Origin of the sequence: Arthrobacter sp. 18067 (genome assembly GCF_902706295.1) — a bacterium.
In the GTDB taxonomy this organism is placed as follows: Bacteria; Actinomycetota; Actinomycetes; order Actinomycetales; family Micrococcaceae; genus Arthrobacter.
Window position 1 is genome coordinate 210,154 of sequence record NZ_CACSJJ010000002.1, and the last position, 25,359, is coordinate 235,512.

Annotated in this window: 21 protein-coding genes; 8 read left to right on the top strand and 13 right to left on the bottom strand. The window is 61.7% G+C overall.

Going from position 1 to position 25,359, the window contains the following annotated elements; all coding sequences use genetic code 11:
- Window positions 1-9: 9 nt before the first annotated feature.
- Entirely contained in the window at window positions 10-1,362 is a 1,353-nt protein-coding gene (locus tag GVL04_RS03470; protein ID WP_159699620.1) for an acetyl-CoA C-acetyltransferase, read from the bottom strand.
- A gap of 60 nt (window positions 1,363-1,422) precedes the next feature.
- On the opposite strand from GVL04_RS03470, the gene GVL04_RS03475 reads away from it, so the two are divergent.
- Both GVL04_RS03475 and GVL04_RS03480 read left to right on the top strand, forming a co-directional pair.
- Entirely contained in the window at window positions 1,423-2,157 is a 735-nt protein-coding gene (locus GVL04_RS03475; protein ID WP_235036141.1) for a TetR/AcrR family transcriptional regulator, read from the top strand.
- A 46-nt stretch (window positions 2,158-2,203) separates the two neighbouring features.
- Entirely contained in the window at window positions 2,204-4,300 is a 2,097-nt protein-coding gene (locus tag GVL04_RS03480) for an acyl-CoA dehydrogenase (protein WP_159699623.1), read from the top strand.
- Window positions 4,301-4,437: 137 nt separating this feature from the next.
- Here GVL04_RS03480 and glgA read toward each other — a convergent pair whose 3' ends face one another.
- Complete coding sequence (gene glgA / locus GVL04_RS03485) at window positions 4,438-5,634, bottom strand: glycogen synthase (protein WP_159699626.1); 1,197 nt, start codon at window positions 5,632-5,634, stop codon at window positions 4,438-4,440.
- 93 nt (window positions 5,635-5,727) lie between these two features.
- On the opposite strand from glgA, the gene glgC reads away from it, so the two are divergent.
- Both glgC and GVL04_RS03495 read left to right on the top strand, forming a co-directional pair.
- Window positions 5,728-7,140: a glucose-1-phosphate adenylyltransferase gene (gene glgC, locus GVL04_RS03490; RefSeq protein WP_200846735.1), complete on the top strand. Its 1,413-nt coding sequence runs from the start codon at window positions 5,728-5,730 to the stop codon at window positions 7,138-7,140.
- Between the two features lie 74 nt (window positions 7,141-7,214).
- A complete protein-coding gene (locus GVL04_RS03495) occupies window positions 7,215-8,666 on the top strand; it encodes an SDR family oxidoreductase (RefSeq protein ID WP_159699632.1) in 1,452 nt (483 codons plus the stop codon).
- 90 nt (window positions 8,667-8,756) lie between these two features.
- On the opposite strand, the gene GVL04_RS03500 is transcribed toward GVL04_RS03495, so the two are convergent.
- From GVL04_RS03500 to GVL04_RS03510, 3 genes are read right to left on the bottom strand one after another with little or no spacing between them, the layout of a single operon-like run.
- Window positions 8,757-9,608: a transglutaminase family protein gene (locus tag GVL04_RS03500; RefSeq protein ID WP_159699635.1), complete on the bottom strand. Its 852-nt coding sequence runs from the start codon at window positions 9,606-9,608 to the stop codon at window positions 8,757-8,759.
- Window positions 9,605-10,531 (bottom strand): alpha-E domain-containing protein, encoded by a 927-nt coding sequence (locus tag GVL04_RS03505; protein WP_026540668.1) that lies wholly within the window; start codon window positions 10,529-10,531, stop codon window positions 9,605-9,607. The genes GVL04_RS03500 and GVL04_RS03505 overlap by 4 nt, the downstream gene beginning before the upstream one ends.
- 55 nt (window positions 10,532-10,586) lie before the next feature.
- Window positions 10,587-12,143, bottom strand: coding sequence for a circularly permuted type 2 ATP-grasp protein (locus GVL04_RS03510; protein WP_159699638.1), 1,557 nt, complete (start codon window positions 12,141-12,143; stop codon window positions 10,587-10,589).
- Window positions 12,144-12,254: 111 nt separating this feature from the next.
- Here GVL04_RS03510 and GVL04_RS03515 point away from each other — a divergent pair, with 111 nt between their 5' ends.
- Window positions 12,255-13,304 carry a YeiH family protein gene (locus tag GVL04_RS03515; protein WP_159699641.1) on the top strand — a complete coding sequence of 350 codons (1,050 nt, stop codon included), beginning with the start codon at window positions 12,255-12,257 and terminating at the stop codon, window positions 13,302-13,304.
- 4 nt (window positions 13,305-13,308) lie between these two features.
- Entirely contained in the window at window positions 13,309-15,909 is a 2,601-nt protein-coding gene (pepN, locus tag GVL04_RS03520) for an aminopeptidase N (protein WP_159699644.1), read from the top strand.
- Between the two features lie 20 nt (window positions 15,910-15,929).
- Here the strand turns inward: pepN and GVL04_RS03525 are convergent, their stop codons facing one another.
- The 5 genes from GVL04_RS03525 to GVL04_RS03545 form a co-directional block, all read right to left on the bottom strand.
- The gene (locus tag GVL04_RS03525; RefSeq protein ID WP_200846736.1) at window positions 15,930-17,030 is read right to left on the bottom strand and encodes a biotin/lipoate A/B protein ligase family protein; all 1,101 of its coding nucleotides are present in this window, start codon (window positions 17,028-17,030) and stop codon (window positions 15,930-15,932) included.
- 85 nt (window positions 17,031-17,115) lie between these two features.
- Window positions 17,116-17,373 (bottom strand): type B 50S ribosomal protein L31, encoded by a 258-nt coding sequence (locus GVL04_RS03530; RefSeq protein ID WP_017200906.1) that lies wholly within the window; start codon window positions 17,371-17,373, stop codon window positions 17,116-17,118.
- Between the two features lie 142 nt (window positions 17,374-17,515).
- Window positions 17,516-18,325, bottom strand: coding sequence for an RNA methyltransferase (locus GVL04_RS03535; protein ID WP_159699650.1), 810 nt, complete (start codon window positions 18,323-18,325; stop codon window positions 17,516-17,518).
- Window positions 18,326-18,332: 7 nt separating this feature from the next.
- Window positions 18,333-19,118 (bottom strand): sulfite exporter TauE/SafE family protein, encoded by a 786-nt coding sequence (locus GVL04_RS03540; RefSeq protein WP_159699653.1) that lies wholly within the window; start codon window positions 19,116-19,118, stop codon window positions 18,333-18,335.
- Between the two features lie 19 nt (window positions 19,119-19,137).
- The gene (locus GVL04_RS03545; RefSeq protein WP_159699656.1) at window positions 19,138-19,923 is read right to left on the bottom strand and encodes an ABC transporter ATP-binding protein; all 786 of its coding nucleotides are present in this window, start codon (window positions 19,921-19,923) and stop codon (window positions 19,138-19,140) included.
- Window positions 19,924-20,033: 110 nt separating this feature from the next.
- Between GVL04_RS03545 and serB the strand changes: the two genes are divergently transcribed.
- Together serB and GVL04_RS24610 are read left to right on the top strand one after the other, a co-directional pair.
- Window positions 20,034-20,927 carry a phosphoserine phosphatase SerB gene (serB, locus tag GVL04_RS03550; RefSeq protein WP_159699659.1) on the top strand — a complete coding sequence of 298 codons (894 nt, stop codon included), beginning with the start codon at window positions 20,034-20,036 and terminating at the stop codon, window positions 20,925-20,927.
- A gap of 276 nt (window positions 20,928-21,203) precedes the next feature.
- Complete coding sequence (locus GVL04_RS24610) at window positions 21,204-21,821, top strand: hypothetical protein (protein WP_235036142.1); 618 nt, start codon at window positions 21,204-21,206, stop codon at window positions 21,819-21,821.
- A gap of 99 nt (window positions 21,822-21,920) precedes the next feature.
- Here GVL04_RS24610 and GVL04_RS03560 read toward each other — a convergent pair whose 3' ends face one another.
- The 3 genes from GVL04_RS03560 to fabG form a co-directional block, all read right to left on the bottom strand.
- Complete coding sequence (locus tag GVL04_RS03560; protein ID WP_159699662.1) at window positions 21,921-23,423, bottom strand: sugar ABC transporter ATP-binding protein; 1,503 nt, start codon at window positions 23,421-23,423, stop codon at window positions 21,921-21,923.
- 339 nt (window positions 23,424-23,762) lie between these two features.
- On the bottom strand, window positions 23,763-24,515 hold the full coding sequence (locus tag GVL04_RS03565; RefSeq protein ID WP_159699665.1) for an SDR family oxidoreductase: 753 nt from the start codon (window positions 24,513-24,515) through the stop codon (window positions 23,763-23,765).
- A 115-nt stretch (window positions 24,516-24,630) separates the two neighbouring features.
- Window positions 24,631-25,356, bottom strand: a complete 726-nt coding sequence (gene fabG / locus GVL04_RS03570) for a 3-oxoacyl-ACP reductase FabG (protein ID WP_159699668.1) — start codon at window positions 25,354-25,356, stop codon at window positions 24,631-24,633.
- Window positions 25,357-25,359 lie beyond the last annotated feature (3 nt).

The following is a 25,359-nucleotide window of genomic DNA, read 5'->3' on the forward strand; positions in this document are numbered from 1 at the left end:
GGAGTTCCCCTATGCTGCTTCCAGAAGGGCAACAACGCCCTGGCCGCCGGCGGCGCAAACAGAGATCAGGCCGCGTGCCGGGCGTCCATCTACGGAGCCCTTCTCGTGCAGCATTTTCGCAAGGGAGGCCACGATCCTGCCACCCGTTGCAGCGAACGGATGTCCGGCGGCAAGTGATGATCCATTGACGTTCAACTTGGCCCGGTCCACTTTGCCGAGCGCTCCGTCAAGCCCGAGGCGTGTCCGGCCGAAGTCTTCGTCTTCCCAAGCAGCCAGCGTGCTCAGGACTGTTCCGGCGAAGGCTTCATGGATTTCGAAGAAGTCGATGTCTTCAAGGGTTAGCCCGTGACGGGCCAACAAGCGGGGTACAGCGAAGACGGGCGCCATAAGCAGGCCGTCCTTGCCGTGGACGAAGTCTACTGCTGCGGCTTCACCATCAAGGACCGTTGCGAGCTTGGGCAGGCCATGGGCGTCGGCCCACTCTGCTGTCGCCAGAAGGACTGTGGACGCACCATCCGTCAACGGCGTTGAGTTGCCGGCGGTCATGGTGGCCTCGGAGCCGAGATTCTTGCCGAATACGGGTTTCAGCGAGGAGAGCTTCTCCAGCGTGGTGTCAGCCCGCATGTTGGAGTCGCGGTTGAGCCCGCGGTAAGGAGTGATGAGGTCATCAAAGAAGCCACGTTCGTACGCGGCGGCGAGGTTGCGGTGGCTGTTGAAAGAGAGTTCGTCCTGGGCTTCGCGGGTGATCTTCCACTGCGCTGTGGTGAGTGCCTGGTGTTCGCCCATGGACAGGCCGGTGCGTGGCTCGCCCGTGTTAGGCGCGTCCGGCGCCAGATCCTTGGGGCGGACACGGCCGATGATCTTCAGCTTCTGCACAGGCGTCTTGGCGCGGTTCAGGTCCAAGAGGATCTCCCGCAGCCCCTCGCTGACGGCGATCGGGGCATCGGAAGCCGAGTCCACTCCGCCGGCGATCGCCGAATCGATCTGCCCCAACTTGATCTTGTTGGACAAGCCGATCACAGTCTCAAGGCCCGTGGCACAGGCCTGCTGGAGGTCATATGCAGGGGTCTCCGGGGACAAAGCGGATCCGAGGACGGCCTCCCTGGTGAGGTTGAAGTCCCTCGAGTGTTTGAGTACGGCCCCTGCCGCCACTTCACCGATGCGTTCGTCCTGCAGCCCGAATCTGGCGATCAACCCATCCAGCGCAGCGGTAAGCATGTCCTGGTTGGACGACTTGACGTAGGCGCCACCTGTTCGCGCAAACGGGATGCGGTTGCCACCGACGATCACAGCGGCGCGTGGTGCCTGGGGTGCGGAACCCTGGTTCCGGGTTCCGCCTGAGGTCTCGTCTGCTACAGCCATGTTGTCTCCTTTGATCAAAGCCAGTTACTGATACCCAGCGTACCTGATACGCTGGGTATCGTGAACAGCCGCCACGAAGAAATCATCACCGCCGCCGATACCCGGGCGGGCGACTCCCACGTTCCGCCGGTGGGGGCCTCCTCGGACGCCGGGCCGATGGTTGACGGCCGGGCAGCCCGCTGGCAGTCCCACCGCGAAGAGCGTCGTCGGGAACTCATCCGGGCAGCGCGGAAGGCTGTTCACAGGCTCGGGAGTGACGCTTCCATGGAAGACATCGCGGGAGCCGCCGGAACATCGAAGTCCGTCTATTACCGCTACTTCGGCGATAAGGCCGGACTTCAGCAAGCCATGGGCGAGGTAGTGCTCGGCCAGATGCAGCGTCGCATGCAGGAAGCGGCCCAACTTGCGCAGACTCCCCGCGAGGGGTTGTTCGCCATGGTCTCCGCCTATCTTCAAATGGCCGAATCCAGCCCCAACGTGTACGCGTTCATCACCCGGCTCAGCCCCGGAGAAGCCTCGTCGCAGGACGCGATCGCCGCGTCCGGCGCGCTGGGAAACTTCTTCGAGCAGATCACGGACATGATCGCCAACCCCATGCGGGAGTACCTGGGTGCAGAGAAAGAAGCCGTCATTGTCTACTGGCCCACTGCCGCCATAGGACTTGTCAGGAACGCGGGCGAAATGTGGCTGGGAAGTCCCGCCGGAGCCGGTAAACCTGACCAGGCAACAATGGCGGGGCAGATCACCGATTGGCTGTGCCTCGGCATTGCCCCGGCACTCAAAACCACCACCTGACACCAGCAATGACTCATCAGTTGTCGGAACCAAAGAAGGAAGCAACATGACTGAAGTAGTGGACCGGACCTCATCAGCCCATCAACCCTCAGGCAGCGACGCCGCCGCCGGCGTCGAGCCTGTGGTTGATGTCGCCGCGCTCGGAGAGCAGCTCCTCGGCAAGTGGGCCCACATCCGCCACCAGGCACGTGAAGTGGCCGGCAATCCGGCAGTGCAGAAGATTGAAGGAATGCATCACACCGAGCACCGCGCCCGCGTGTTCGAGCAGCTCAAATTCCTGGTGGACAACAATGCAGTCCATCGGGCGTTCCCTACCCGGCTGGGGGGCTCCGACGATCACGGCGGAAACATTGCGGGCTTCGAGGAGTTGGTCACGGCCGACCCCTCACTTCAAATCAAGGCCGGAGTTCAGTGGGGCCTGTTCGGCTCCGCGGTGATGCATCTTGGAACTGTTGAACACCACGACAAGTGGCTCCCCGGCATCATGAGCTTGGAGATCCCCGGCTGCTTCGCAATGACCGAAACCGGGCATGGCTCCGACGTCGCAAGCATTGCAACCACGGCGACATACGACGACGCCAGCCAGGAATTCGTCATCAACACTCCCTTCCGGGCGGCGTGGAAGGACTACATCGGCAACGCGGCCCATGATGGCCTCGCCGCGGTGGTGTTCGCCCAGCTGATCACCCAAAACGTCAACCACGGTGTGCATGCTTTCTACGTGGAACTCCGCGATCCGGCCACCAAGGAATTCCTCCCCGGCATCGGAGGCGAAGATGATGGAATCAAGGGCGGCCTCAACGGCATCGACAATGGCCGGCTGCATTTCACCGGCGTGCGCATCCCCCGCACCAACCTGCTGAACCGCTATGGCGACGTCGCTGTGGACGGTACTTACTCCTCCACCATCGAGAGCCCGGGACGCCGCTTCTTCACCATGCTGGGCACCCTCGTCCAGGGCCGCGTTTCCTTGGACGGGGCCGCGGTAGCCGCAAGCAAGGTGGCCCTCAAGACTGCCATCCAGTACGCCACCGAGCGTCGTCAGTTCAACGCTTCCTCGGCGACGGACGAGGAAGTCCTGTTGGACTACCAACGGCACCAGCGCCGGCTGTTCACCAGGCTGGCCACTACGTACGCGGCCAGTTTCGCCCACGAACAGCTCCTGCAGAAGTTCGACGACGTTTTCTCGGGCGCCCACGACACCGACGCCGACCGCCAGGACCTGGAGACCTTGGCAGCCGCACTCAAGCCACTCAGCACCTGGCACGCCCTGGATACCCTTCAGGAATGCCGTGAAGCTTGCGGCGGCGCCGGATTCCTGATCGAGAACCGCTTTGCTTCGTTGCGGGCCGACCTCGATGTCTACGTCACGTTCGAAGGCGACAACACCGTGCTGCTGCAGTTGGTCGCCAAGCGCCTCCTCGCCGATTACGCCAAGGAATTCCGCAGCGCAGACTTCGGTGTGCTTGCGCGCTATGTAGTGGACCAGGCTGCAGGCGTGGCCCTGCACCGGACGGGTCTTCGCCAAGTGGCCCAGTTCGTCGCCGACACGGGGTCGGTCCAGAAGGCGGCTTTGGCTTTGCGCGACGAGGAAGGCCAGCGGACCCTGCTCGCTGACCGGGTGCAGTCCATGGTTGCCGAAGTCGGCGCGGCGCTGAAGGGGGCGAACAAGCTTCCCCAGCACCAGGCTGCGGCGCTGTTCAACCAGCATCAGCACGAACTCATCGAAGCAGCGCAGGCCCACGCGGAACTTCTCCAGTGGGAAGCCTTCACCGAGGCCCTGACGCAGGCGCCGGATGAGGGAACCAAGCGCGTCCTAACCTGGCTGCGCGACCTCTTCGGTCTGTCCCTGATCGAGAAGCACCTCTCCTGGTACCTGATGAACGGTCGCCTCTCGATGCAGCGCGGGCGGACTGTGGGTACCTACATCAATCGTTTGCTCGTCAAGATCCGCCCGCACGCCGTGGACCTTGTAGACGCCTTTGGCTATGGGCCCGAGCACCTGCGGGCCTCGATCGCGACAGGCGCAGAAGCCAGCCGCCAGAGCGAGGCCCGGAAGCACTTCCGCGAACAGCGCGCCAGCGGCAGCGCTCCCGCAGACGAGAAAACGCTCCTCGCCCTGAAGGCGGCAAAAGCCCGCTAGCAGCACTCCGCTGCCAGGCGGTGAACAGTTCCGGAACTTTTGTCACGCACGACGGCGCCGTCCCACCAAAGGGGGCGGCGCCGTCGTGGTTTGTCCTGCTGTTTGGACTCAGGGGTGAGCCTTCGGCCCGGGCTGAATCAGCGCAGGACCGACCTGTAGACCTCAAGCGTTGTTTCGGTGATGGATTCCCACGAGAAGTGTTCTTCGGCCCGGCGTCGTCCCGCAATACCCATTTCGCGGGCGCGGGCTGGGTCGGCCACCACCTCATTCAGGGCAGCGGCGAAATCGCTGACGAACTTCTCGGGGTCCAATGGCGTCCCGGTCCCGTCGGTAACCTGTTCCAGCGGGACGAGGAGTCCGGTTTCGCCATGCTGGACCACCTCCGGAATGCCGCCGGTGGCGCTGGCAACCACAGCTGCGCCGCAAGCCATGGCCTCAAGGTTCACGATGCCCAAGGGCTCGTAAATGGACGGGCAGGCGAAGGCTGTGGCATGGCTGAGGACCTGGATGAGTTCCTTCCGGGGCAGCATCCTCTCGATGAGAATGACGCCTTGGCGCTTGGACTGCAGTTCCTCAATGAGGCGTGCAGTTTCAGCGGCGAGTTCCGGAGTGTCGGCGGCACCGAGGCACAGGACCAACTGGACGTCGTCGGGCAGGCCCGACGCGGCGCGGAGCAGGTACGGAACACCCTTCTGGCGGGTGTTGCGGCCCACGAAGACCACGCTGGGCTTGGCAGGATCGATGCCAAGGTCCCGGATCGCGTCGTCCTCTTCGTCGCGTTCCCAGAGGGAAACATCGATGCCGTTGTGGACTACGCGTACCTTGTCCGGATCCACATCCGGGTAGCTGCGGAGGATGTCCTGGCGCATGCCGTCGGACACGGCAATGATCGCCGCGGCCGCCTCGTACGCAGTCTTCTCCACCCAGGAGGACAGCGCATAGCCGCCTCCGAGCTGCTCAGCCTTCCACGGGCGGAGGGGCTCCAGGCTGTGGGCGCTGAGCACATGGGGAATTCCGTGCAGCAGCGAGGCGAGGTGGCCGGCCATGTTCGCGTACCAGGTGTGCGAGTGGACCAGGTCCGCTCCCGCAATGTCCGGAACGATCCTCAAGTCCACGCCAAGGGTCTGGAGGGCGGCGTTGGCTTCGCCGAGGTCTTCGGGCGTGGCGTAGGACGCCACGGTAGCCCCGTGATAGTCGGCATCACGTGGCGCGCCGAACGCCCGCACATGAAGGTCGACGTGCTTTGCCAGCACCCGGCTGAGCTCGGCAACGTGGACACCGGCACCGCCATAAATTTCCGGAGGGAATTCTTTAGTCACAATGTCTATTCGCACGCTAACCAACGTAGTCGTTCCGGCGTATGTGTTCTAGTGTGAAAGAGTCCGGAAAATCGGACTTTTGGGGGATACGAAGACGTACGGGGAGCTGTGACCATGGCGTTGAAGAAAGTTCTGGCAATCGTATTGGCAGGCGGAGAAGGCAACCGACTCATGCCGCTGACGGCGGACCGGGCCAAGCCCGCGGTTCCGTTCGCAGGCGGCTACAGGTTAATTGACTTTGCACTATCCAATCTCGTTAATTCGGGATATTTGAAAATCGTCGTTCTGACGCAGTACAAATCGCACAGCCTTGACCGGCACATCTCGGAAACCTGGCGCATGTCAACGCAGCTGGGACGCTATGTGGCTTCTGTTCCTGCGCAACAGCGCGTGGGCAAAAGCTGGTTCCTTGGCAGTGCAAATGCCATTTACCAATCGCTGAACCTCATCCATGACGACGCCCCGGACATCGTGGTAGTGGTCGGCGCTGATCACGTGTATCGCATGGACTTCTCCCAGATGGTGGAGCAGCACATTGCCAGTGGCGCCAAGGCTACTGTCGCCGCCGTGCGCCAGCCACTGAACATGGCCAACCAGTTCGGCGTGATCGAGGTCGACCAGAACGATCCGCAGAAGATAGCGGCCTTCGTGGAAAAGCCTGCCAGCACCCCCGGGCTGGCAGCGGATCCCACGCAGTTCCTGGCCTCGATGGGCAACTACGTCTTCAACGCGGATGCCCTTGTGGAGGCACTGCACGTGGACGCGGAACGCCTGGACACCAAACACGACATGGGTGGCGACATCATTCCGTACTTCGTGGACCAGGGTGAAGCGGGCGTGTACGACTTCACGCTCAATGACATCCCAGGTGCCACCGATCGGGACCGGACCTACTGGCGCGACGTCGGTACCATCGACTCGTTCTACGACGCCCACATGGACCTCATCTCGCCTGTACCGGTTTTCAACCTGTACAACTCCGAGTGGCCCATCTACACCCGCCAGAGCATTTCACCGCCGGCAAAGTTCGTTCGCGGCGAGAACAATACGGTGGGAACCGCCCTCGATTCGATTGTTGCCAGCGGTGTTGTCATTTCCGGAGGCATCGTTGAGGGCTCCGTCCTCTCCAACGACGCCTACGTTGCGGCCGGCAGCCGTGTGCAGGACTCCGTCTTGATGGACAAAGTCCGCGTCGGCGAAGGCGCCGTCATCAAGCGGGCCATCCTCGACAAGAACGTCAAGGTTCCGGCTGGTGCCGCAATTGGCTTGGACCCGGCCTTGGACAAGGCCCGCGGGTACAAGGTCACGGAGTCCGGCATCACTGTCCTGGCGAAGGGCCAAGTGGTTCCCGAGCCGGGCGAGGCAGAGTTGGCGTTGTCCGCCCAGCACCGCCGGGGTCTCCCGGAGGCGGTCAAAGCTGCAACCCATGACGACCCCGACATCCGCGACTCCGCCGAAAAGGTAGCGGCCGGGATCCAGTCACGCGTGGCAGATGCTGCAACACAGGGCGCCGCCAACTAACCGGCCGGCACCCCCGCTGTCATGGCGGGAACCCGAGGCAGGCCATAGGGTCCGAAGGCTGTAAAATCAGGTCAATGAGCTCCACCGATCTGACGCCTGAAGAGATCCAGGCCTGCCTCAAGGTTCTGACCACGATCCACGTCTACGACGAAGAGCACCCGGACTATGTTGCTGTCCGGCGTGCCACCGGCAAGATGTTCAAAGCCGTCAAACGCCACCGCCGAGTCACCAAACGCGACTCCATTGCCGACGCTGACCGCGCCGTGATTGCCCTGACCGCCACGGCAGCACCGGACCGGATTGACGATGAAACCCGCGGCAACAAGCTGGCCCCCTCCGCTACCGGTGAAATTGCGGGCCACCTCATCCGCTCGCGACCCTGCTACATCTGCAAGAAGCACTACACGCAGGTGGACGCTTTCTACCACCAACTCTGCCCTGAATGCGCGGCCTTCAGCCATAGCAAGAGAGATGCCCGCACCGACCTCACGGGCCGGCGGGCGTTGTTGACCGGTGGGCGTGCCAAGATCGGCATGTACATCGCATTGCGCCTCCTTCGGGACGGCGCCCACACCACCATCACCACGCGCTTCCCCAAGGATGCAGCCCGGCGCTTCGCTGCCATGGAAGACAGCGCAGACTGGCTGCACCGCCTGCGCATCGTTGGCATCGACCTCCGCGATCCGGCCCAGGTGATGGCCTTGACGGACTCGCTCAACGAGGCTGGCCCGCTGGACATCATCATCAACAATGCCGCCCAGACCGTGCGACGCTCCGGGAACGCCTACAAGCCGTTGGTTGACGCAGAAGATGAGGCCTTGCCGGCCGCGCTGGAAGCCGCCAACGGTGGACCTGAGCTGGTGACGTTCGGCCACGCGCATGACAAGCACCCGCTGGCACTCGCGAGCAGCGTCACTGAACACCCTGTTTTGGCTGGCGACGCGATCACCTCGCTGGCGCTGTCCACGGGATCGGCGTCACTGGAGAGGATTGAGTCCGGAACGGCCATCGATGCCGGTGGCCTGGTCCCGGACCTTGCCTCCATCAACAGCTGGACTCAAGTGGTGGATGAGGTGGATCCGCTTGAAATGCTTGAAGTCCAGTTGTGCAACGTCACGGCACCCTTCCTGCTGGTGAGCCGACTTCGTGATGCCATGAAACGGTCCACCGCGAACCGGAAGTACATCGTGAATGTCTCAGCCATGGAGGGGCAGTTCTCCCGGGCTTACAAAGGCCCCGGACACCCCCACACCAACATGGCCAAGGCCGCGCTGAACATGATGACCCGAACAAGCGCACAGGAAATGTTGGATTCCGACGGCATCCTCATGACCGCAGTAGATACGGGTTGGATCACTGACGAGCGCCCCCACTACACCAAGGTGCGGCTCATGGAAGAAGGATTCCATGCCCCCTTGGATCTGGTGGACGGCGCTGCCCGCGTGTACGACCCCATCGTGATGGGTGAAAAAGGCGAGGACCAGTACGGTGTCTTCCTGAAGGACTACAAGCCGTCGCCCTGGTAGAAAATCTGAAGTTTTTTTTGTACAGATAAGGCCCCTAAGAGCAGCTCTTAAGGGCCTTATCTGCACTCAAATTCCTGTGCGAGTCAACTCCTACGCGAGGCGGGTGATCTCCACGGAAACGGAGAGTCCGGAACCGCCGCCACCGGACAAGATGCCCTTCAGCGGCGGAACATCACGGTAGTCCCGGCCCCTCGCCACTGTCACGTGGTAGTCACCCGCTGGTTTGTGGTTGGTCGGGTCCCAGCTGCGCCACTCGCCATCCCACCATTCCAACCAGGCATGTGACTGGCCGGCAACGGTTTCGCCGATGTCCGCCGTGGACCTGGGGTGGATGTATCCCGAAACGTAGCGGGCAGGGATGCCGCTGCAGCGCAAAGCGCCGATGGCCAAGTGGGCCAGGTCCTGGCACACGCCCTGGCGCTGCGACCAAGCTTGCTCGGCGTTGGTGGTTACGCCGGTAGTGCCCTTCATGTAGGTCATTTCGCCGGCCATCCACGAGAAGACGGCCAAGGCTGCCTCATGGGGATTCTTGCCTTCGACAACACCCGGAACAATGCCCAGGACTTCCTCGCCGGGTCCGCTGAGCCTGGACTGGGGCAACCAGTCGCTGAACTCGTCCTGGACCTTGTCCGACGCGATGACGTCCCATCCCACAATGTCATCCTCAACTGCCACCCGCTCGGTGCGATGCACTTCCACAGTGGCAGTCGCAAGGACCTCAAGGCTTTCATGCGGCATCTGCATATCGAATGCGGTGACCCGGGTTCCCCAATAGTCACGGTAGGTACTGACGGATGCCTGGTTGGGCGAGACCTTCAGGGAGGACTCCAGGACCACCTGCTGGCCGTCAGTCAGCGGAGTCATCCGGGCTTCGTTGTAGGACAACGTCACGCGGCGATTGTATTTGTAGGCCGTCTTGTGGACGATGCTCAGCCGGGTCATGAAACTTCTCCCACCCAGGCGTGCTCATCAGCCTGATTGAAGTACTTACGGGAAATCGCGTCCGACGCCTGCGTCACGGCCTTCTGCACACGTTCCATGTGCTCGGGCAGCTCGGACATGAGGTCGTCTGTGCGGTGGAACTCAAGGAATGTTCTGGCCTGGCCAACAATGCGCCGGGCATCGTTGATGAAGCCAACACGCTGCGCTGACGGGTCCAACTTAGCCAGGCACTCATCGGCATCGCGCAGGGCGTAGACAATCGAACGCGGGAACAGACGATCCAGGAGCAGGAATTCCGCCGCGTGCTGGTCTCCGAACGCTGCCCTGCGGGTACGGATGAAGGACTCGTAGGCACCTGCACACCGAAGCATGTTGACCCATGACATTCCTGCGGACTGCACATCCCGTGTTGAGAGCATGCGCGCAGTCATGTCTGCCCGCTCAAGGGAGCGGCCGAGCACCATGAACAACCAGCTTTCATCGTGGCTGACCGTGGTGTCTGCGAGGCCGCGGACCATGGCGGTCCGCTCCAGAACCCAGTTGCAAAAACGGTAGGTTCCTACAACGTCCTTACGGTGCTGGTTGAGGCCGTAATAGGTGGTGTTGAGGCTTTCCCAAAGGGACTGGGAGACGGTTTCCCGCGCGCGGCGTGCATTCTCGCGTGCGGCGCCCAGGGAACCGGCAATGGAGGACGCGCTCTGCTTGTCGTATGCCAGGGCGTGGAGGAGTTCGGGCAAGCCGAAATCCTCGCTCTGGGGCTTGGCGCCCATGACGGCAAGGAGTTCACGGGCGACGCTGCGCTGCTCTTCAAGAGGCAGGTGGTTGAGGCGCTCGAGGTGCACATCCAGGATCCTGGAGGTACCGTCGGCGCGCTCTACGTAGCGTCCGATCCAAAAGAGTGATTCAGCAATACGGCTCAGCATGGAACTGCCTCCTTCGCGTGGTGCATGTCGAAGTTCAAGTGGTGGTGGATCGGGTTCACTGCTGCTGCTCCGTTTGGCGGTCACGCCAGTTGGTTTCCACGGGCCACACGGATACCTGTTCACGGACGGTGACGGACTGGCGGGGGATGATCTCAGCGGGCAATTGCGGTGAATCGGCCAATACCCACGTGTCCTTGGAACCGCCGCCTTGGCTGGAGTTCACAATCAAGGAGCCTTCCTTGAGCGCCACACGGGTGAGGCCGCCGGGCAGGACCCAGACGTCATCGCCGTCGTTAACCGCGAAGGGTCGGAGGTCGACGTGGCGGGGTCCGAACTTGTCTCCGGAAAGCGTGGGCACAGTGGAGAGTTGCAGGACGGGCTGGGCGATCCATCCGCGCGGATCGGCAATGACGCGCTTGCGCAGGGCGTCGAGTTCTTCCTTCGTGGCGTCGGGTCCGATGACCAATCCCTTGCCACCTGAGCCATCCACCGGCTTGACCACCAGTTCGTCGAGGCGGTCCAGCACATGCTCCCTGGCTTCCTTTTCCTCGAGCCGGAAAGTGTCAACGTTGGCGATGATCGGCTCTTCGTGAAGGTAGTACCGGATCAGGTCAGGCACGTAACTGTACACGAGCTTGTCGTCGGCTACGCCGTTGCCCACAGCGTTGGCGATGGTCACTCCCCCGGCACGTGCGGCATTGACCAGCCCCGGGCAGCCGAGCATGGAATCGGAGCGGAATTGGAGGGGATCCAGGAAGTCGTCATCGATGCGCTTGTAGATGACATCCACGCGCTGTTCACCTGCCGTGGTTCGCATATAGACGCGGTTGCCACGGCAAATGAGGTCGCGACCTTCCACCAGCTCCACGCCCATGAGCCCCGCGAGCAGCGTGTGCTCAAAGTAGGCGCTGTTGAACACTCCCGGCGTCAGGACAACCACTGTCGGATCGTCCACACCCGCCGGAGCTGTTTTACGGAGTGCGGAGAGTAGCCGCCGTGGGTATTCCTCTACGGGCCGGATGTGCTGCTGACCGAAGGCCTCAGGCAGGCCCTTGGCCATGGCACGGCGGTTCTCCAGGACGTAACTGACGCCGGATGGAACGCGGACGTTGTCCTCAAGTACCCGGAACGTCCCGGCCGCGTCGCGAACGACGTCAATGCCCGAGACATGCACTCGAACGCCGCCTGACGGTTCAAAACCGTGTACTGCCCGGTGGAAGTGCGCACTGGTGGTCACGAGTTGCCGGGGAATCACACCGTCAGTCACCACGGCCATACGGCCATAGACGTCGTTCAGGAAAGCCTCAAGGGCCTTGACCCGCTGGGCGACGCCCCGTTCCAGTACATCCCACTCATCGGCCGGAATGACGCGGGGAACAATGTCCAGCGGGAACGGCCGCTCCTCCCCCGCATAGTCGAAGGTCACGCCGCGGTCCAGGAAGGTACGTGCCATCGAATCCGCACGTGCGGTGACATCCGCAAGGGAAAGCTCGCGCAGGGCACCGGAGACCTGACCGTAGGATTTTCTGGCCACGTGGCCGGGGGCAAACATCTCGTCGTAGGCGCCGCTGCGTGCAGCAGCCTCGGAGTAATCCTGGAATAGGTCAGACATGGGAATTAGACAATCACCTTTTTGAGTCGAGCGCATTACGCGCTGATTGTGTCGCGGTTTCCGGAGACTCCCGGTTCGCCTTTCCGTGCCCCCATCCGGCAGGGTTGAGGCATGCCCTTCAACAGTCTTGCGCCACAACTCTCCCGGCTGGGGCCTGGGCTGGTCCTGGGCATCACCGCTACGGGTGTTGCTTTCGCCATCCACGCCGTGTTTCCGGCGGTACCGGCTATGACGCTCGCTGTTGCTTTGGGCCTGCTCTCAGCAAATATACCGGGCACCGCGGTGTTGACAGCGGGGCGCGCCCGCCCGGGCCTGGACTTCGCCGGGAAACACCTCATGCGTGCAGGCATCGTCTTGCTGGGACTGAAGGTCAGCATCGGCGATGTGCTCGACCTTGGCTGGCTGGCGCTGCTGTTGATCACCGCCGTTGTGCTGCTCAGCTTCGCCGGGACCTACGGCTTGGCCCGCCTGTTGCGCCTTCCGGGAGAGACAGCGTTGCTGATTGCCACGGGCTTCTCCATCTGCGGCGCCTCGGCGATCGGAGCCATGGCTGCTGTGAGGCGGATCAAGCACCAGGACACTGTGTTGCCGGTCGCTCTCGTGACCTTGTGCGGCACTTTGGCTATTGGCGTCTTGCCCCTCCTCATGCATCCTCTGAACCTGAGTCCTGAGCAGTTCGGGGCGTGGACGGGAGCGTCCGTTCATGATGTTGGCCAGGTAGTGGCCACAGCGCAAACTGCCGGGGCATCGGCCCTGGCGATCGCCGTCGTCGTGAAACTGACGCGGGTTGTCCTGCTGGCGCCTGTTGCCGCCACGGCAGGGTTGCACCAGCGATTCCTCGACGTCAGGGAACGGGCCATCGGTGATGCCGACGGAAGCGCCGAATCCGACGGAAGGTTCCCGCCAATCGTTCCGCTTTTCGTGCTGGGCTTCCTCGCGCTGGTGGCCGTCCGCTCCTTGGGTTGGGCGTCCCCGGTAACACTGGAAATCGCGGCCGCTGTCCAAGACATCCTCCTGGCGACGGCGCTGTTTGGACTGGGATCAGCGGTGCGTATACGGACCCTGATCCACACCGGAGGGCGTGCTGTCCTGGTGGCCCTGGGCTCGTGGATGCTCATCGCATCGTTGGGCTTGGGCGCCGCCCTGATCATGATTAGATAGCTGTGTGTCGAATCACAACCTATCGCGCGATGAAGCCGCCACCCGTTCAGCCCTGATCACCACCCACAGCTACGACGTCACCCTCGATGTCCGCGACGCGGAAGATCCCGCAGTCGCCGGCTATCCGAGTACCAGCACCGTCACCTTCTCTGCAACGCCTGGCTCTGCCACCTTCCTGGATTTCATCAGCGGAAGCGTGCAGTCGGTGATGTTGAACGGCCGGGCGCTTGACGTTGGTTCAGTGGTGGACCGCGACAGGATAGTCCTGGAAGGCCTCGCAGCCGACAACACGGTGACGGTGACCGGAACGGCACTCTACAGCCGCTCCGGGGAGGGTATGCACCGCTTTGTCGATCCCGCCGATGGCCAGTGCTACCTCTACACCCAGTACGAGCCGGCGGACAGCCGTCGCGTTTTCGCCAACTTTGAACAGCCCGACCTCAAAGCCGAATTTACTTTCCACGTGATCGCGCCGAGTGGCTGGGAGGTCGCTTCCAACGGGGTTGAGTCGACGCGCACTCCCCTGACTGACCAAGCCGCACAATGGGACTTCGCCACTACCAAGCGCATGTCCACCTACATCACCACCGTGCTCGCCGGACCCTACTTCAAGGCGACAGACCACTGGGGAGCAACGCTCGACGACGGTACCCGCCTTGACGTGCCGCTGGCGCTATTCTGCCGCGCGTCCTTGTCGGGCTCCTTCGATGCCGATGAACTCTTCCGATTGACCAAGAGCGGGTTGGCCTTCTTCAACGAGCTGTTCGACTACCCCTACCCGTGGGGCAAGTACGATCAGGCTTTCGTGCCCGAATACAACCTCGGAGCCATGGAAAACCCCGGGCTGGTCACCTTCACTGAGAAGTACGTCTACGCCTCCCGCGCCACCGATGCCCAGTACCAGGCCCGCGCCAATACCCTGATGCACGAGATGGCCCACATGTGGTTCGGCGATCTGGTGACCATGAACTGGTGGGACGACCTCTGGCTCAAGGAGTCGTTCGCCGACTACATGGGGACACTTGGCGTGGACCGGGCCACAGGTTGGGACACCGCGTGGGTGAACTTCGCAAACAAGCGCAAAGCCTGGGCCTACCTGCAGGACCAGCTGCCCACAACGCACCCGATTGTGGCCGACATTCCGGACCTCGAGGCTGCTAAGCAAAACTTCGACGGCATCACCTATGCCAAGGGCGCATCGGTCCTTAAGCAATTGGTGGCGTACGTCGGCTTCGACGCGTTCATTGCTGGATCCCGTCAGTACTTCCGCGACCACGAGTTCGGCAACACCTCCCTGCAGGACCTCCTCCAGGCTCTCGGCACTGCCTCGGGAAGGGACCTTGGGGAGTGGGCGCGCCAATGGCTTCAGACGTCCGGCATCTCCACCATTTCGGCCGAGCTCGTAGAAGACGGAGGAGTCCTTGGCGCCGTGACGCTTAGCCAGGACGCTATCGATCCCATCACGGGCCATCAGGAACTTCGTCCCCATCGGTTGCGGCTTGGCCTGTACGAACCTGATGCAACGGGAAAGCTCGTCCGGTCCGAAAGCGTCGAGATTGACGTCGCAGGGCCCAGCACCCTCGTGCCGGAACTGAGCGGAAAGCCCCGTCCTGCACTGCTTCTGGTCAACGACGATGACCTTAGCTACGCCAAAGTACGGCTGGACCCCGGCTCCGAAAACACCGTTCGGGCATCGCTCGACAAAATCACCGACCCCATGGCCCGCGCCCTCTGCTGGACCGCTCTGTGGGATTCTGCCCGCGACGGCGTCACCCCGGCCGCGCGCTACGTTGCCGCGGTGGAGCAGTTTGCGCCATCGGAAACTGGCATCGGGGTTTTGTTGAACGTGCTCGGCAATGCCTCCGGCGCTATAGAACGCTACGTCCCATTCACGACACGCGGACGGGTGCGCAAGGACTTCCTCGCAGCGGTGACCGCCAATATCAAGGCGGCGGTTCCGGGTTCCGACCAGCAGCTGGCTTGGGCCAGGACCTTGGCAGAAGTGTCCAGGCACGGAGACAGCGAACTTCCCTTCCTGCGGGGAATCCTGGAGGGCGGCACTGTCATTCAGGGACTGGCTGTCGACGCGGAATTGCGGTGGAGCCTCTGGCAGGCCCTGTCCGCCCAGGGGCAGGCGACAAGGGCCGAACTGGACAGGGAGCTCCAAGCAGACAAGACAGCATCTGGCCGGGAAGGCCACGCACTGGCGTCGGCTGCCATCCCTGAGGCGTCGGTGAAGGCGGCTGCCTGGGATTCCGCGGTCAACAGCACAGAACTTTCCAACGAGATCCTGAGTGCAACGATCGCCGGCTTTGCCACCGGCCCAGGGTTCATGCTGGAACCCTACGTTGAGCCGTACTTCGAGTGCCTTGAACAGGTATGGGCGGAGCGCAGCATCGAGATCGCGGGCAGGATTGTGCGGGGCCTGTACCCGGGTGCCCAGGACCTGGCGGATGGCATGCAGCCTTCCGAACATCCGGTCCTCAAACGTACGGACCAGTGGCTGCAGTCCCACCCGGACGCTCCGAGGGCATTGCGCCGCATCATCATCGAGCAGCGCAGCCACCTGCTTCGGGCACTCACGGCGCAGGCCGCCACAGGTTAGGCCCCGCCGGAGGGCGGGAGCTACGGCACCCGGTTCAGCCATTCGGTGGTGCCGAACTTCGTGTCCACTCGCTTCTTTGCCTCACCGAGCTCCGCCTCGGTGAGGCGGGACTCCACCGCACCATAGCGCTCCATGAAGACCTCCTGCATGGCAGCCAGGATGGCGGTGCGGGCCAGCCCGGTTTGGCGTCGCAGGGGGTCCACACGTTTCTTGGCGCTCCGGGTTCCCTTGTCGGAGAGTTTCTCCTTGCCGATGCGCAGGACCTCAACCATCTTGTCGGCGTCGATGTCGTAACTCATGGTCACGTGGTGGAGCATGCCACCGTTGGCGAGCCGTTTCTGCGCTGCTCCGCCGATCTTGCCTTGGTCTGTTGCGATGTCGTTGAGGGGAATGTAGTAGGCGCTGATGCCTAGTTTCTCCAAGGCAGCCATGACCCAGGCGTCGAGGAACGCGTACGAGTCGGCGAAGCTGATGCCGTCAACCAACGTCTGCGGCAGGTACAGCGAGTAGGTGATGCAGTTGCCGGCCTCCATAAACATGGCTCCGCCACCGCTGATCCTGCGCACGACCGTGATGCCGTGGCGGGAAACGCCCTCGGGGTCCACTTCGTTTCGAACGGATTGGAAGCTGCCGATGACCACGGAGGGTTCTTCCCAGTCCCAGAACCGCAGAGTGGGGTTACGCTGCCCTGCGCCGACTTCTTCGGTGAGGATCTCGTCCAGGGCTACGTTGACCTGGGTGGGCAGGACTGAGGGCGGAATGACGTCCCACTGGTGGTCAGCCCAGCCTGTGGCTTTGGACAGTGCACGGCGGACTGTTACGGCCACGGCTTCTGCGGAGAACCCAAACAGCACGGCGCCTTCGGGCAGCCCCATAGTGACGGCCGCGGCGATTTCTGCCGCCGTTGAATTGTCGGGGATACCCGTGAGCGCGGTGTTGATGTCCTGCAGTGCTTCGTCGGGTTCCAGGAAGAAATCACCGCTTAGTGAAACGTCGGCGAAGCGTCCAGCCACAACTTCCAGGTCAACCACCACGAGTTTTCCGCCTGGGACCTTATATTCCCCGTGGAGGCGCGCGCCGTCGTCGTGGTTTTCAGTTTCAGGTGCGGGCTGGAAAGTCATGCTTTCCATCTTGCCGGAAAACGCAAAAGCCCGCATTGCCGGAATCCGGCAATGCGGGCCTCTGAAAGCCTTGGGGTGAAATGGATTACTTCTTGCCGCCGAAGCCCTTGAAGCGAGCGTTGAAGCGCTCGACGCGACCAGCGGAGTCCATGATGCGCTGCTTGCCCGTGTAGAACGGGTGGGACTCCGAAGAGATTTCGACGTCGATAACCGGGTAGGTGTTTCCGTCTTCCCACTCGATGGTCTTCGAAGAAGACACGGTGGACTTGGTCAGGAACTGCGTACCGGAAGCCAGGTCGTTGAATACAACAGCTTCGTACTTCGGGTGGATATCAGACTTCATAATGGGACCTTTTGTTCACGCAACTGGATTTTGCCAGCTGCCAGGTATGAATGGAGGTGGTCTGGTTGCTGCAATGCGGACATTCCAGCGGCCGGGCCAACAACCAATCATAGCGGAAACCGCGCCGCCACACGAACCGTAATCAGTCGCGTGGACGGAGTTCCCAAAAGGCCACAGCCGAGGCGGCTGCAACGTTGAGGGAATCGACGCCTGCCCGCATCGGGATTTTGACGGCGAGGTCGACGGCGGCGAGAGTATCCTCGCTCATTCCTGCCCCTTCGGTGCCAAGTACCAGGGCAAGTTTTGGGTACTGTCTTGCTGCAAGGTCATCCAGGTCCAGGGCATCAGTCGTGAGCTCCATGGCCGCCACAGTGAAGCCTTGCTCCTTGAGCCGGTCCAGGTCCCCGGGCCAGCTTTCCAGCCGCGCCCACGGAACCTGGAAGACAGTGCCCATGCTGACACGGACACTGCGCCTGTACAGGGGATCTCCACACCGTGGCGAGACGAGGACGGCATCCACCCCCAGGGCCGCGGCCGACCGGAAGATCGCCCCAACGTTCGTGTGGTCAACAATGTCTTCAAGTACGGCGACCCGCTTCGCGTTGGCCAAGAGTACTTCCAACGGAACGGGGGCAGGCCGGTGCATCGCGGCCATTGCCCCGCGGTGCAGGTGGAAGCCCGTGATCTCCTCCAGCAATGAAGCCTTGCCGATGAAGACCGGAACGTCGGGGTATGCCCGGAAAACGTCGTCGAGGTCCTCCAGCCATTTCTCCGCAAGGAAAAACGAGCGGGGTTGGTGTCCTGCAGCCAACGCCCGGCGGAGGACCCTTGAAGACTCGGCGATGTACATGCCTTCTTCAGGCTCGCGCAGTTTTCGGAGATGCACATCGGTAAGCGTGGTGTAGTCCGTCACGCGGGGATCGTCCGCGGACTCAAGGTAGTGGAATGTCACCGGGAGATTATTTCAGCAGGTTGGCGATCATGAAGCCGAGGGCCACGATGCCAAGGGAGAAGATGACAGCCCTGAGGACCCGCGGGGACAACTTCCGGCCCACCTTCGAACCAACCAGCCCGCCGATGGTGGAGCTCACGGCAATGAGGAGGACCACCAGCCAGTTGATGCGGTCAAAGGCAAAGATCAGGTAGGAGATTGCTGCCACCATGTTGACGCCAAGCACCAGGATGTTCTTCATGGCGTTCGCATTTTGCATGGTTCCCGTGAGGAACACACCAAGGATGCCTACCAGCAAGATCCCTTGGGCCGCCACGAAATAACCACCGTAGACGCCGGCGAGATAGACCAGCACCACCAGGAGGATGCCATGGCTGCGGTCCCGGATGGCGTGCTCAGGGTTCTCTTCGCGGCTGCGCACCCAGGCCTGCAGCTTGGGCTGGAACACGACCATGAGCAGTGCCACTACCAGCAGGACGGGGGCCACGTAGTGGAAGACCTTCTCCGGCAAGTGCAGGAGGAGCAACGCACCGGTGATGCCACCCAGCAGCGAGGCCGGCAGCAGCTTCATCAGCTGTCGTCCCCTGCCGGCCAACTCGCGGCGATAACCCCAGGCTCCGGCTGCTGTGCCTGCCACGAGGCCCATGGCATTGCTCATGGAGGCGACCACCGGGGTCACTCCGAGCGCGATGAGCACAGGGAAGGTGACGAGCGTGCCGGAACCGACCACGGCATTGATGGTGCCGGCCCATAATCCCGCGAAAAAGACCAGGATGCTGCTAAGAATCTCCATTGGTGTCTCCGGAACCGGTCTAGCGGCGGGCCGTAGCGGTGTAGCGCCCGGCGTTTTCTGAAACGTCCAACGGCAGGCCGAATGTGCTGCTGAGGTGCTCGTCGGTGAGGACTTCCTTGATGGGACCGGCAGCAACAACGCCGCCTTCGCGGAGCAGCATGGCATGGGTGAACCCAGGCGGCACTTCTTCAAGGTGGTGGGTGACGAGCACCATCGCGGGGGCCGCTTCATCGCTGGCGAGTTCGCCAAGCTTGTGGACGAGTTCCTCACGGCCGCCCAGGTCAAGGCCGGCGGCGGGTTCGTCCAGGAGCAGGAGTTCCGGATCCGTCATGAGTGCACGGGCGATCTGGACCCGCTTTCGTTCCCCTTCGGAGAGGGTGGCAAACGTGCGGTTGAGCAGGGGGCCCATGCCCCAGTCGTTCAACAAGCCAAAGGCGCGGCGTTCGTCGTCGCGCTCATATCCTTCCCGCCAACGGCCCGTAACCCCGTACGCGGCGGTGACCACGACGTTCAGTACGTTCTCGTGCTCGGGGATCTGGGTAGCAAGTGCTGCCGAGGAGAGGCCGATGCGGGGGCGGAGTTCAAAGACGTCCACCCGGCCCAGGATTTCGTCCAGGATCCCGGCTTTGCCACTGCTCGGATGAAGGCGGGCGGCCGCAATCTGCAGGAGCGTGGTCTTCCCTGCGCCATTGGGGCCCAGGATGACCCAGCGTTCGCCTTCGTTGACCTCCCAGTCGACCTTGTCCAGCAGGGTCTTCTTGCCTCGGACAACGCTGACGGAAGCCAATTCCAGAACATCACTCATAGCAGTAGACACTAGGACAAAAATGGACGTGACTGATAACCGGTGGTTTCCTTCGATTCCGAGGCGAAACGAATTCGGATGGACGGAGTGCCCTCAGTAGGATTGAGGCCATGACTTCGAACTTGGCTGCAGTCAGCTATGGCGTGAATTTGTCCCCCGAATCCCTGGAGAATGTCCGGAAGGTGCTTGCCGACGCCGGCGTCGCAGTGTCATCGGAATCACAGGGCGGGGACGATCGCTTCAGTGTCTTCACGGCAGGACTCGCTGCGGGTTCGGATACGGCAACGGACCTGGCAGACGTCCGCCGGCAGGTAGCTGCCGCAGCCAGTGCCGGAATGGACACAGCCATAGTTCCCGAAAGCCTGCGGCAAGCATCCCGGAAGCTCCTCATCATGGATGTTGATTCGACACTGATTCAGCAGGAAGTCATCGAACTACTGGCAGCCTACGCCGGCAAGCGCGAGGAAGTCGCCGCCGTTACCGAGGCTGCCATGCGGGGCGAGCTGGACTTCGCCCAGAGCCTCCACGCCCGTGTGGCCGTCCTCGCGGGTCTGTCGGCCGACGTCGTCGACTCAGTGCGACAAGAGGTGCGCCTCAGCCTCGGTGCGGCAGAACTGGTGGCCGCGTTCAAGGATGCAGGCCATGTGGTTGCTGTTGTCTCCGGAGGCTTCAACCAGATCCTCCGTCCTATTGCCGAGGAACTCGGCCTGGACTATTGGATTGCCAACGAGCTTGAAATTGTCGACGGCGCGTTGACCGGTAAGGTCCTCGGCGCCGTAATCGATCGTGCAGCCAAGGAAAAGTACTTGCGTGAGTGGGCAGCCGCTGAGGGCATCAACCTTGAACACACCATTGCGGTGGGCGACGGTGCCAACGATCTCGACATGCTCAGTGCCGCCGGCATTGGCGTTGCATTCAACGCCAAGCCAGCTGTTCGCGCCGTTGCGGACGCCGCGATCAATATGCCGTTCCTTGACGCTGTCCGGCATATCGCCAACGTCTGACCCCCAATCTCCCTGGGCGGGGCCATGTCTTGATGACTGGCCGTGTCCTCACCCTCGCCGGTTCCACCCCCTGCGTGCCCTTTCGTGTGCCCAAAAGGGGGGGGGCGTCTTTCCGCCTACCCATCGATGCATAGAAACGCCTAGGTGCATTTCGTGACGCGACAATTTGAACTTTTTATCAAATTGTCACTAATGGCCGATATGGCTGCTATTTGCCTCACATGAATTTCGATGCTTTCGTGAATCAATGAACAATTGATGTGTAAAGTGAATACCTTGACGAGGAAATCCGTGGAGTACGCGGCAGTCCGGGATGACGGAAGTGCAGGGCAGGAAGTGAACCGTTCGGAGCTTACGTGGAAATGGTGGAAACGTCGCGAAGGATTCGAGTCGTTCGAAGACAGCCGGGCCCCCGATGGGGAGAGCACAACTCCCCTCCACGAAATCCTCCAGGACCACCAGTCCCGCACAGGGGCGAACTCCACCACTACCCGTGATGACACAACAGAACAGGAAGAATTTCTTATGAGCTCGCTTGATGAAGCTACGAAACAACTGCTGTCCATCGAAGGCGCCACAGGCGCGGCCATCGTTGACTACTCCAGCGGAATGGCACTGGCCCAGGGTGGCAACCCCGGCTTCGACCTCGGCGTTGCCGCAGCCGGAAACTCCAATGTTGTCAGTTCAAAGCTCCGCACCATGGCCGATCTTGGCCTGGACAGCAATATCGAAGACATCCTGATCACGCTGGATTCCCAGTACCACCTGATCAACGTCCTGAATTCAGCAGGGTCCAAGGGGCTCTTTGTGTACCTGGTGCTTGACCGTACCTACGCGAACCTGGCCCTGGCGCGCCACAAGCTCAGCAACATCGCCAAGGTTGTTGCCATCTGATTCCTTCAGAGGACCATAAAGGGCGGCCGCAGAAAGCGCGGCCGCCCTTTATGGTTTCTTGACTGGGCCAATTCTTGACTGGCCTAATTCTTCATGGGGCTAGTTCTTCACGCGCCGGGCACCGGCGCCAGCCGATTCAAACTTCACACCTAACATGTGGTGCACCAGAACATCCTCATTGGTATTGGCGTTGGCCTCGATGGTGACCAGTTCGCCGTCGCGCATTACACCAATCCGATGGCACCAGTTGACCATTTCAGACAGGTCCGAAGACAAGAGGATGATCGCCACACCCGTGCGGCTGAGCTCCGTGAGCATCTTGTACACGATCTCTTTGGCCCCAATATCGATTCCGCGACTGGGATGGCTGAGGATCAGTACGTCACAGGTGGTGGTCATCCATCTGGCGAGTTGCACTTTCTGGCGGTCGCCGCCTGAAAGGGTGGAGATGGCGCCCTGGATGTTGGTTGTGTTGATGCGCATGCGGTGAACCACATCAGCCACACCCCGAAGCTGGGATATCTCATCCTGAAGGCTCTCATTGCCCGCTTGGGCCCCATGCTGAAGCCCGTCTGCAATGCTGGCTTCGTACTCGTAGTCGTCGGCCGCATCCGGGGAATAGCCAATCTTCAAGCGCCGAGCGTCATGGACCCCCCGGATCTCTACTTGATTCCCGTACAGGTGAATCTGCCCTGAGGTGCTTGGGTGAAGACCCGCAAGAGCCTCAACCACTTGATGTACGCCGGACCGGTGGGTCCCCACCAGGCCGAAAATTTCGCCCTTGGCCACAGTGAATGTCACATTCCGAACCCTGTCCCCCACGCTGAGGTTGGCGATCCGCAACGCCTTGTCGCCGGCTGCCGGATCAGTCGGCCTGGCGGCTTTCTCCGGTTCCTGTTGGAGCAGGAGGAAAGCAAGTTCCTCGGCGTCGGTTTGGCTGGCTTCCAGGGTCTTGTGAACCTTGCCATCCCGCATGACAGCGATCCGGTGCGCAATGGATCGGACTTCATCAAGCCGATGGGTGATGTAGATGATTGCCCGGCCTTGACGGGTCAGCATCCTCAAAACCTGATGCAACACAGCAACGTCGTGATCCGGCAGTGAAGCAGCCACTTCATCCATGATCACGAGCTGGGCTTCTTCGGCGACCATGCGCATAACTTCCACGAGCGCCTGTTCGGCACGGATCAGCGTCCCGACCTTGGCATCCGGATCCATGCTGATGCCTATTTCCCGGATCAGCTTGGCCGCTTGATCACGGAGTTCACCATGAGACTTTCCTGCCTGAAAAGTACCGCGGAATATTGCCTCGGTGATCGTCAGGCCGGGATCGATCCGGAAGTTTTGGGGAATCAAGCCGACTCCGCAGGCCTGCGCTTCTGCGATGGAGTCCGGTCCGTAATTCTCCCCTGCGAGAGTGATCTGTCCGAGGTCGTGCTTGTGGGATCCGGCCAAGACGCCCATCAAAGTGGTCTTGCCGGCACCATTGGTTCCGATCAACCCCAGAATCTCGCCTCGATGCAAGGAAAGCCCAACGCCTTTGAGGATGCGCCGATGGTCGTACGAGGCGTGAATATCCTCAGCATGCAATAACAGGTCCAAGAAAGCTCCTAATCCCAGGGACGATAGCAGCCCATGCGAGTTCATGGCGAAGCTTTCCAGCATCGTGCCTGGGGCGTTGGACTGCGGCATAAACTCCCCCATCATGGGTTTATGCAGCATGCTGTCAACTACTCACTGGGGCGCCTTGGAGAGTCAACCAGATGAATTCCATAAATGCAAAGCAGAATAGGCGAAACAACAAATGCTATTTCGTGACGCAAAAATCTTCACTATTTATAGAATCGTAATTTCATTTCATGGCATGGCCTTAATCTGACCTGGCGCTTAAACAGCAGCGGCCCAGGACATTCGTCCCGGGCCGCTGCTGTCAAGGCTGTTTTACTCAGCAGTATTGCCGAAGTAGTCGGCGCCTCCAACGTATTCGGTGTGTCCGGATTCGACGTCAGCAGTGGCCATCTTGGCTACTTCAGCTGCAAACTCCTCCACGGAGTACAGCTTGCCTGCTTCGGCGCGGCGGGCTTCGATTGCTCCCGGGTTGGAGCGGTCCAGCAGGGTCGCCGTAACGGTGCCCTCGATCATGTCACCGGAAACAACCACCAGTGAGATGCCCTTGTCCGCGAGATTGGGAAGGAGGGCGCGTAGTGCATCCTCACCGGCGCGCTTGCTCTTGGCTACGGGCTCGTACTCGGGCATGGTCGGGACGGTCTCAACAAAGTGTGCCTGGTGGCTGGTGACGAATACGACACGTGAGCCCTCAGGCATGAGCGGAACGGCTGCATTGAGCATGTTGACCTGCGCATCGCGGTTCAGCTTCAGTGCGTAGCCCTCCTCCATGCCCGATTCCATACCGCCGGAAGCGTTGAGCACCAGGACGTCAAGCGAACCGAACTCCTCCATGGCCGTACTGGCGAGGGCGTGCACACCTTCATCGGTGGTGAGGTCTGCGCCCACCGCAGCTGCACGACCCCCAGCTGCCTGGATGTCCGCTACTACCTTGTTGGCGCGGGGCGCCTTCTGCCGGTAGTTAACTACGACGGCGGCGCCCTCGCCGGCGAGGATCTTGGCAACTTCGGCGCCAATTCCGCGGGAAGATCCCGTGACGATGGCGGTCTTGTTATCCAGCGTTCCCATTCATGCTCCTTTGTTCACTTCATCCAAATTCCGTGGCCTCGACTTCCATCATGCCAGCGGCAGCGATGAATTCGGTTGTTGGTCCCGGACAAAAACAGGGGTACAGGCTAGTGGGCTAGTGCCCCATGCCCAGGCCGCCATCAACCGGGATGACGGCGCCGGAGATATAGGCGGCTTCGTCGCTGGCCACCCAGCGCACTACGTCTGCTACTTCGGAGGCCTCGGCGAAGCGTCCTGCAGGTACGTTGGCCAGGTAGGATTTCTGGGTTTCCTCCGGCAATTCAGCAGTCATGTCAGTGTTGATGAAGCCTGGCGCTACTACGTTGGCCGTGATGCCCCGGCTGCCGAGCTCCCGGGTCAGCGACCGCGCAATGCCTACCATTCCGGCTTTGGAAGCGGAGTAGTTGATCTGCCCGGGTGCGCCGTAGAGGCCGGAGACGGAGGAGATCAAAACTACACGGCCCTTGCGAAGGCGGATCATGCCCTTGGACGCGCGCTTGATGACACGGAACGCCCCTGTGAGGTTCGTATCCAGGACGGACGTGAAGTCGTCTTCGCTCATTCGCAGCAGAAGCGTGTCCTTGGTGATCCCGGCATTGGCGACCAGTACTTCAACGGGGCCGTGTGCCTCCTCGACAATCTTGAAGGCAGCGTCTACGGATGCTTCGTCCGTAACATCGGCCTTGACGCCCAGGATGCCTTCAGGCAGGTCTGTTTCACTGCGGTAGGTGACGGCAACCTTGTCTCCGTTGGCAAGGAACGATTCGGCAATGGCGAGGCCGATGCCGCGGTTGCCTCCGGTGATGAGGACGCTGCGGCCGGTTGATACTGCTTCAGACATACT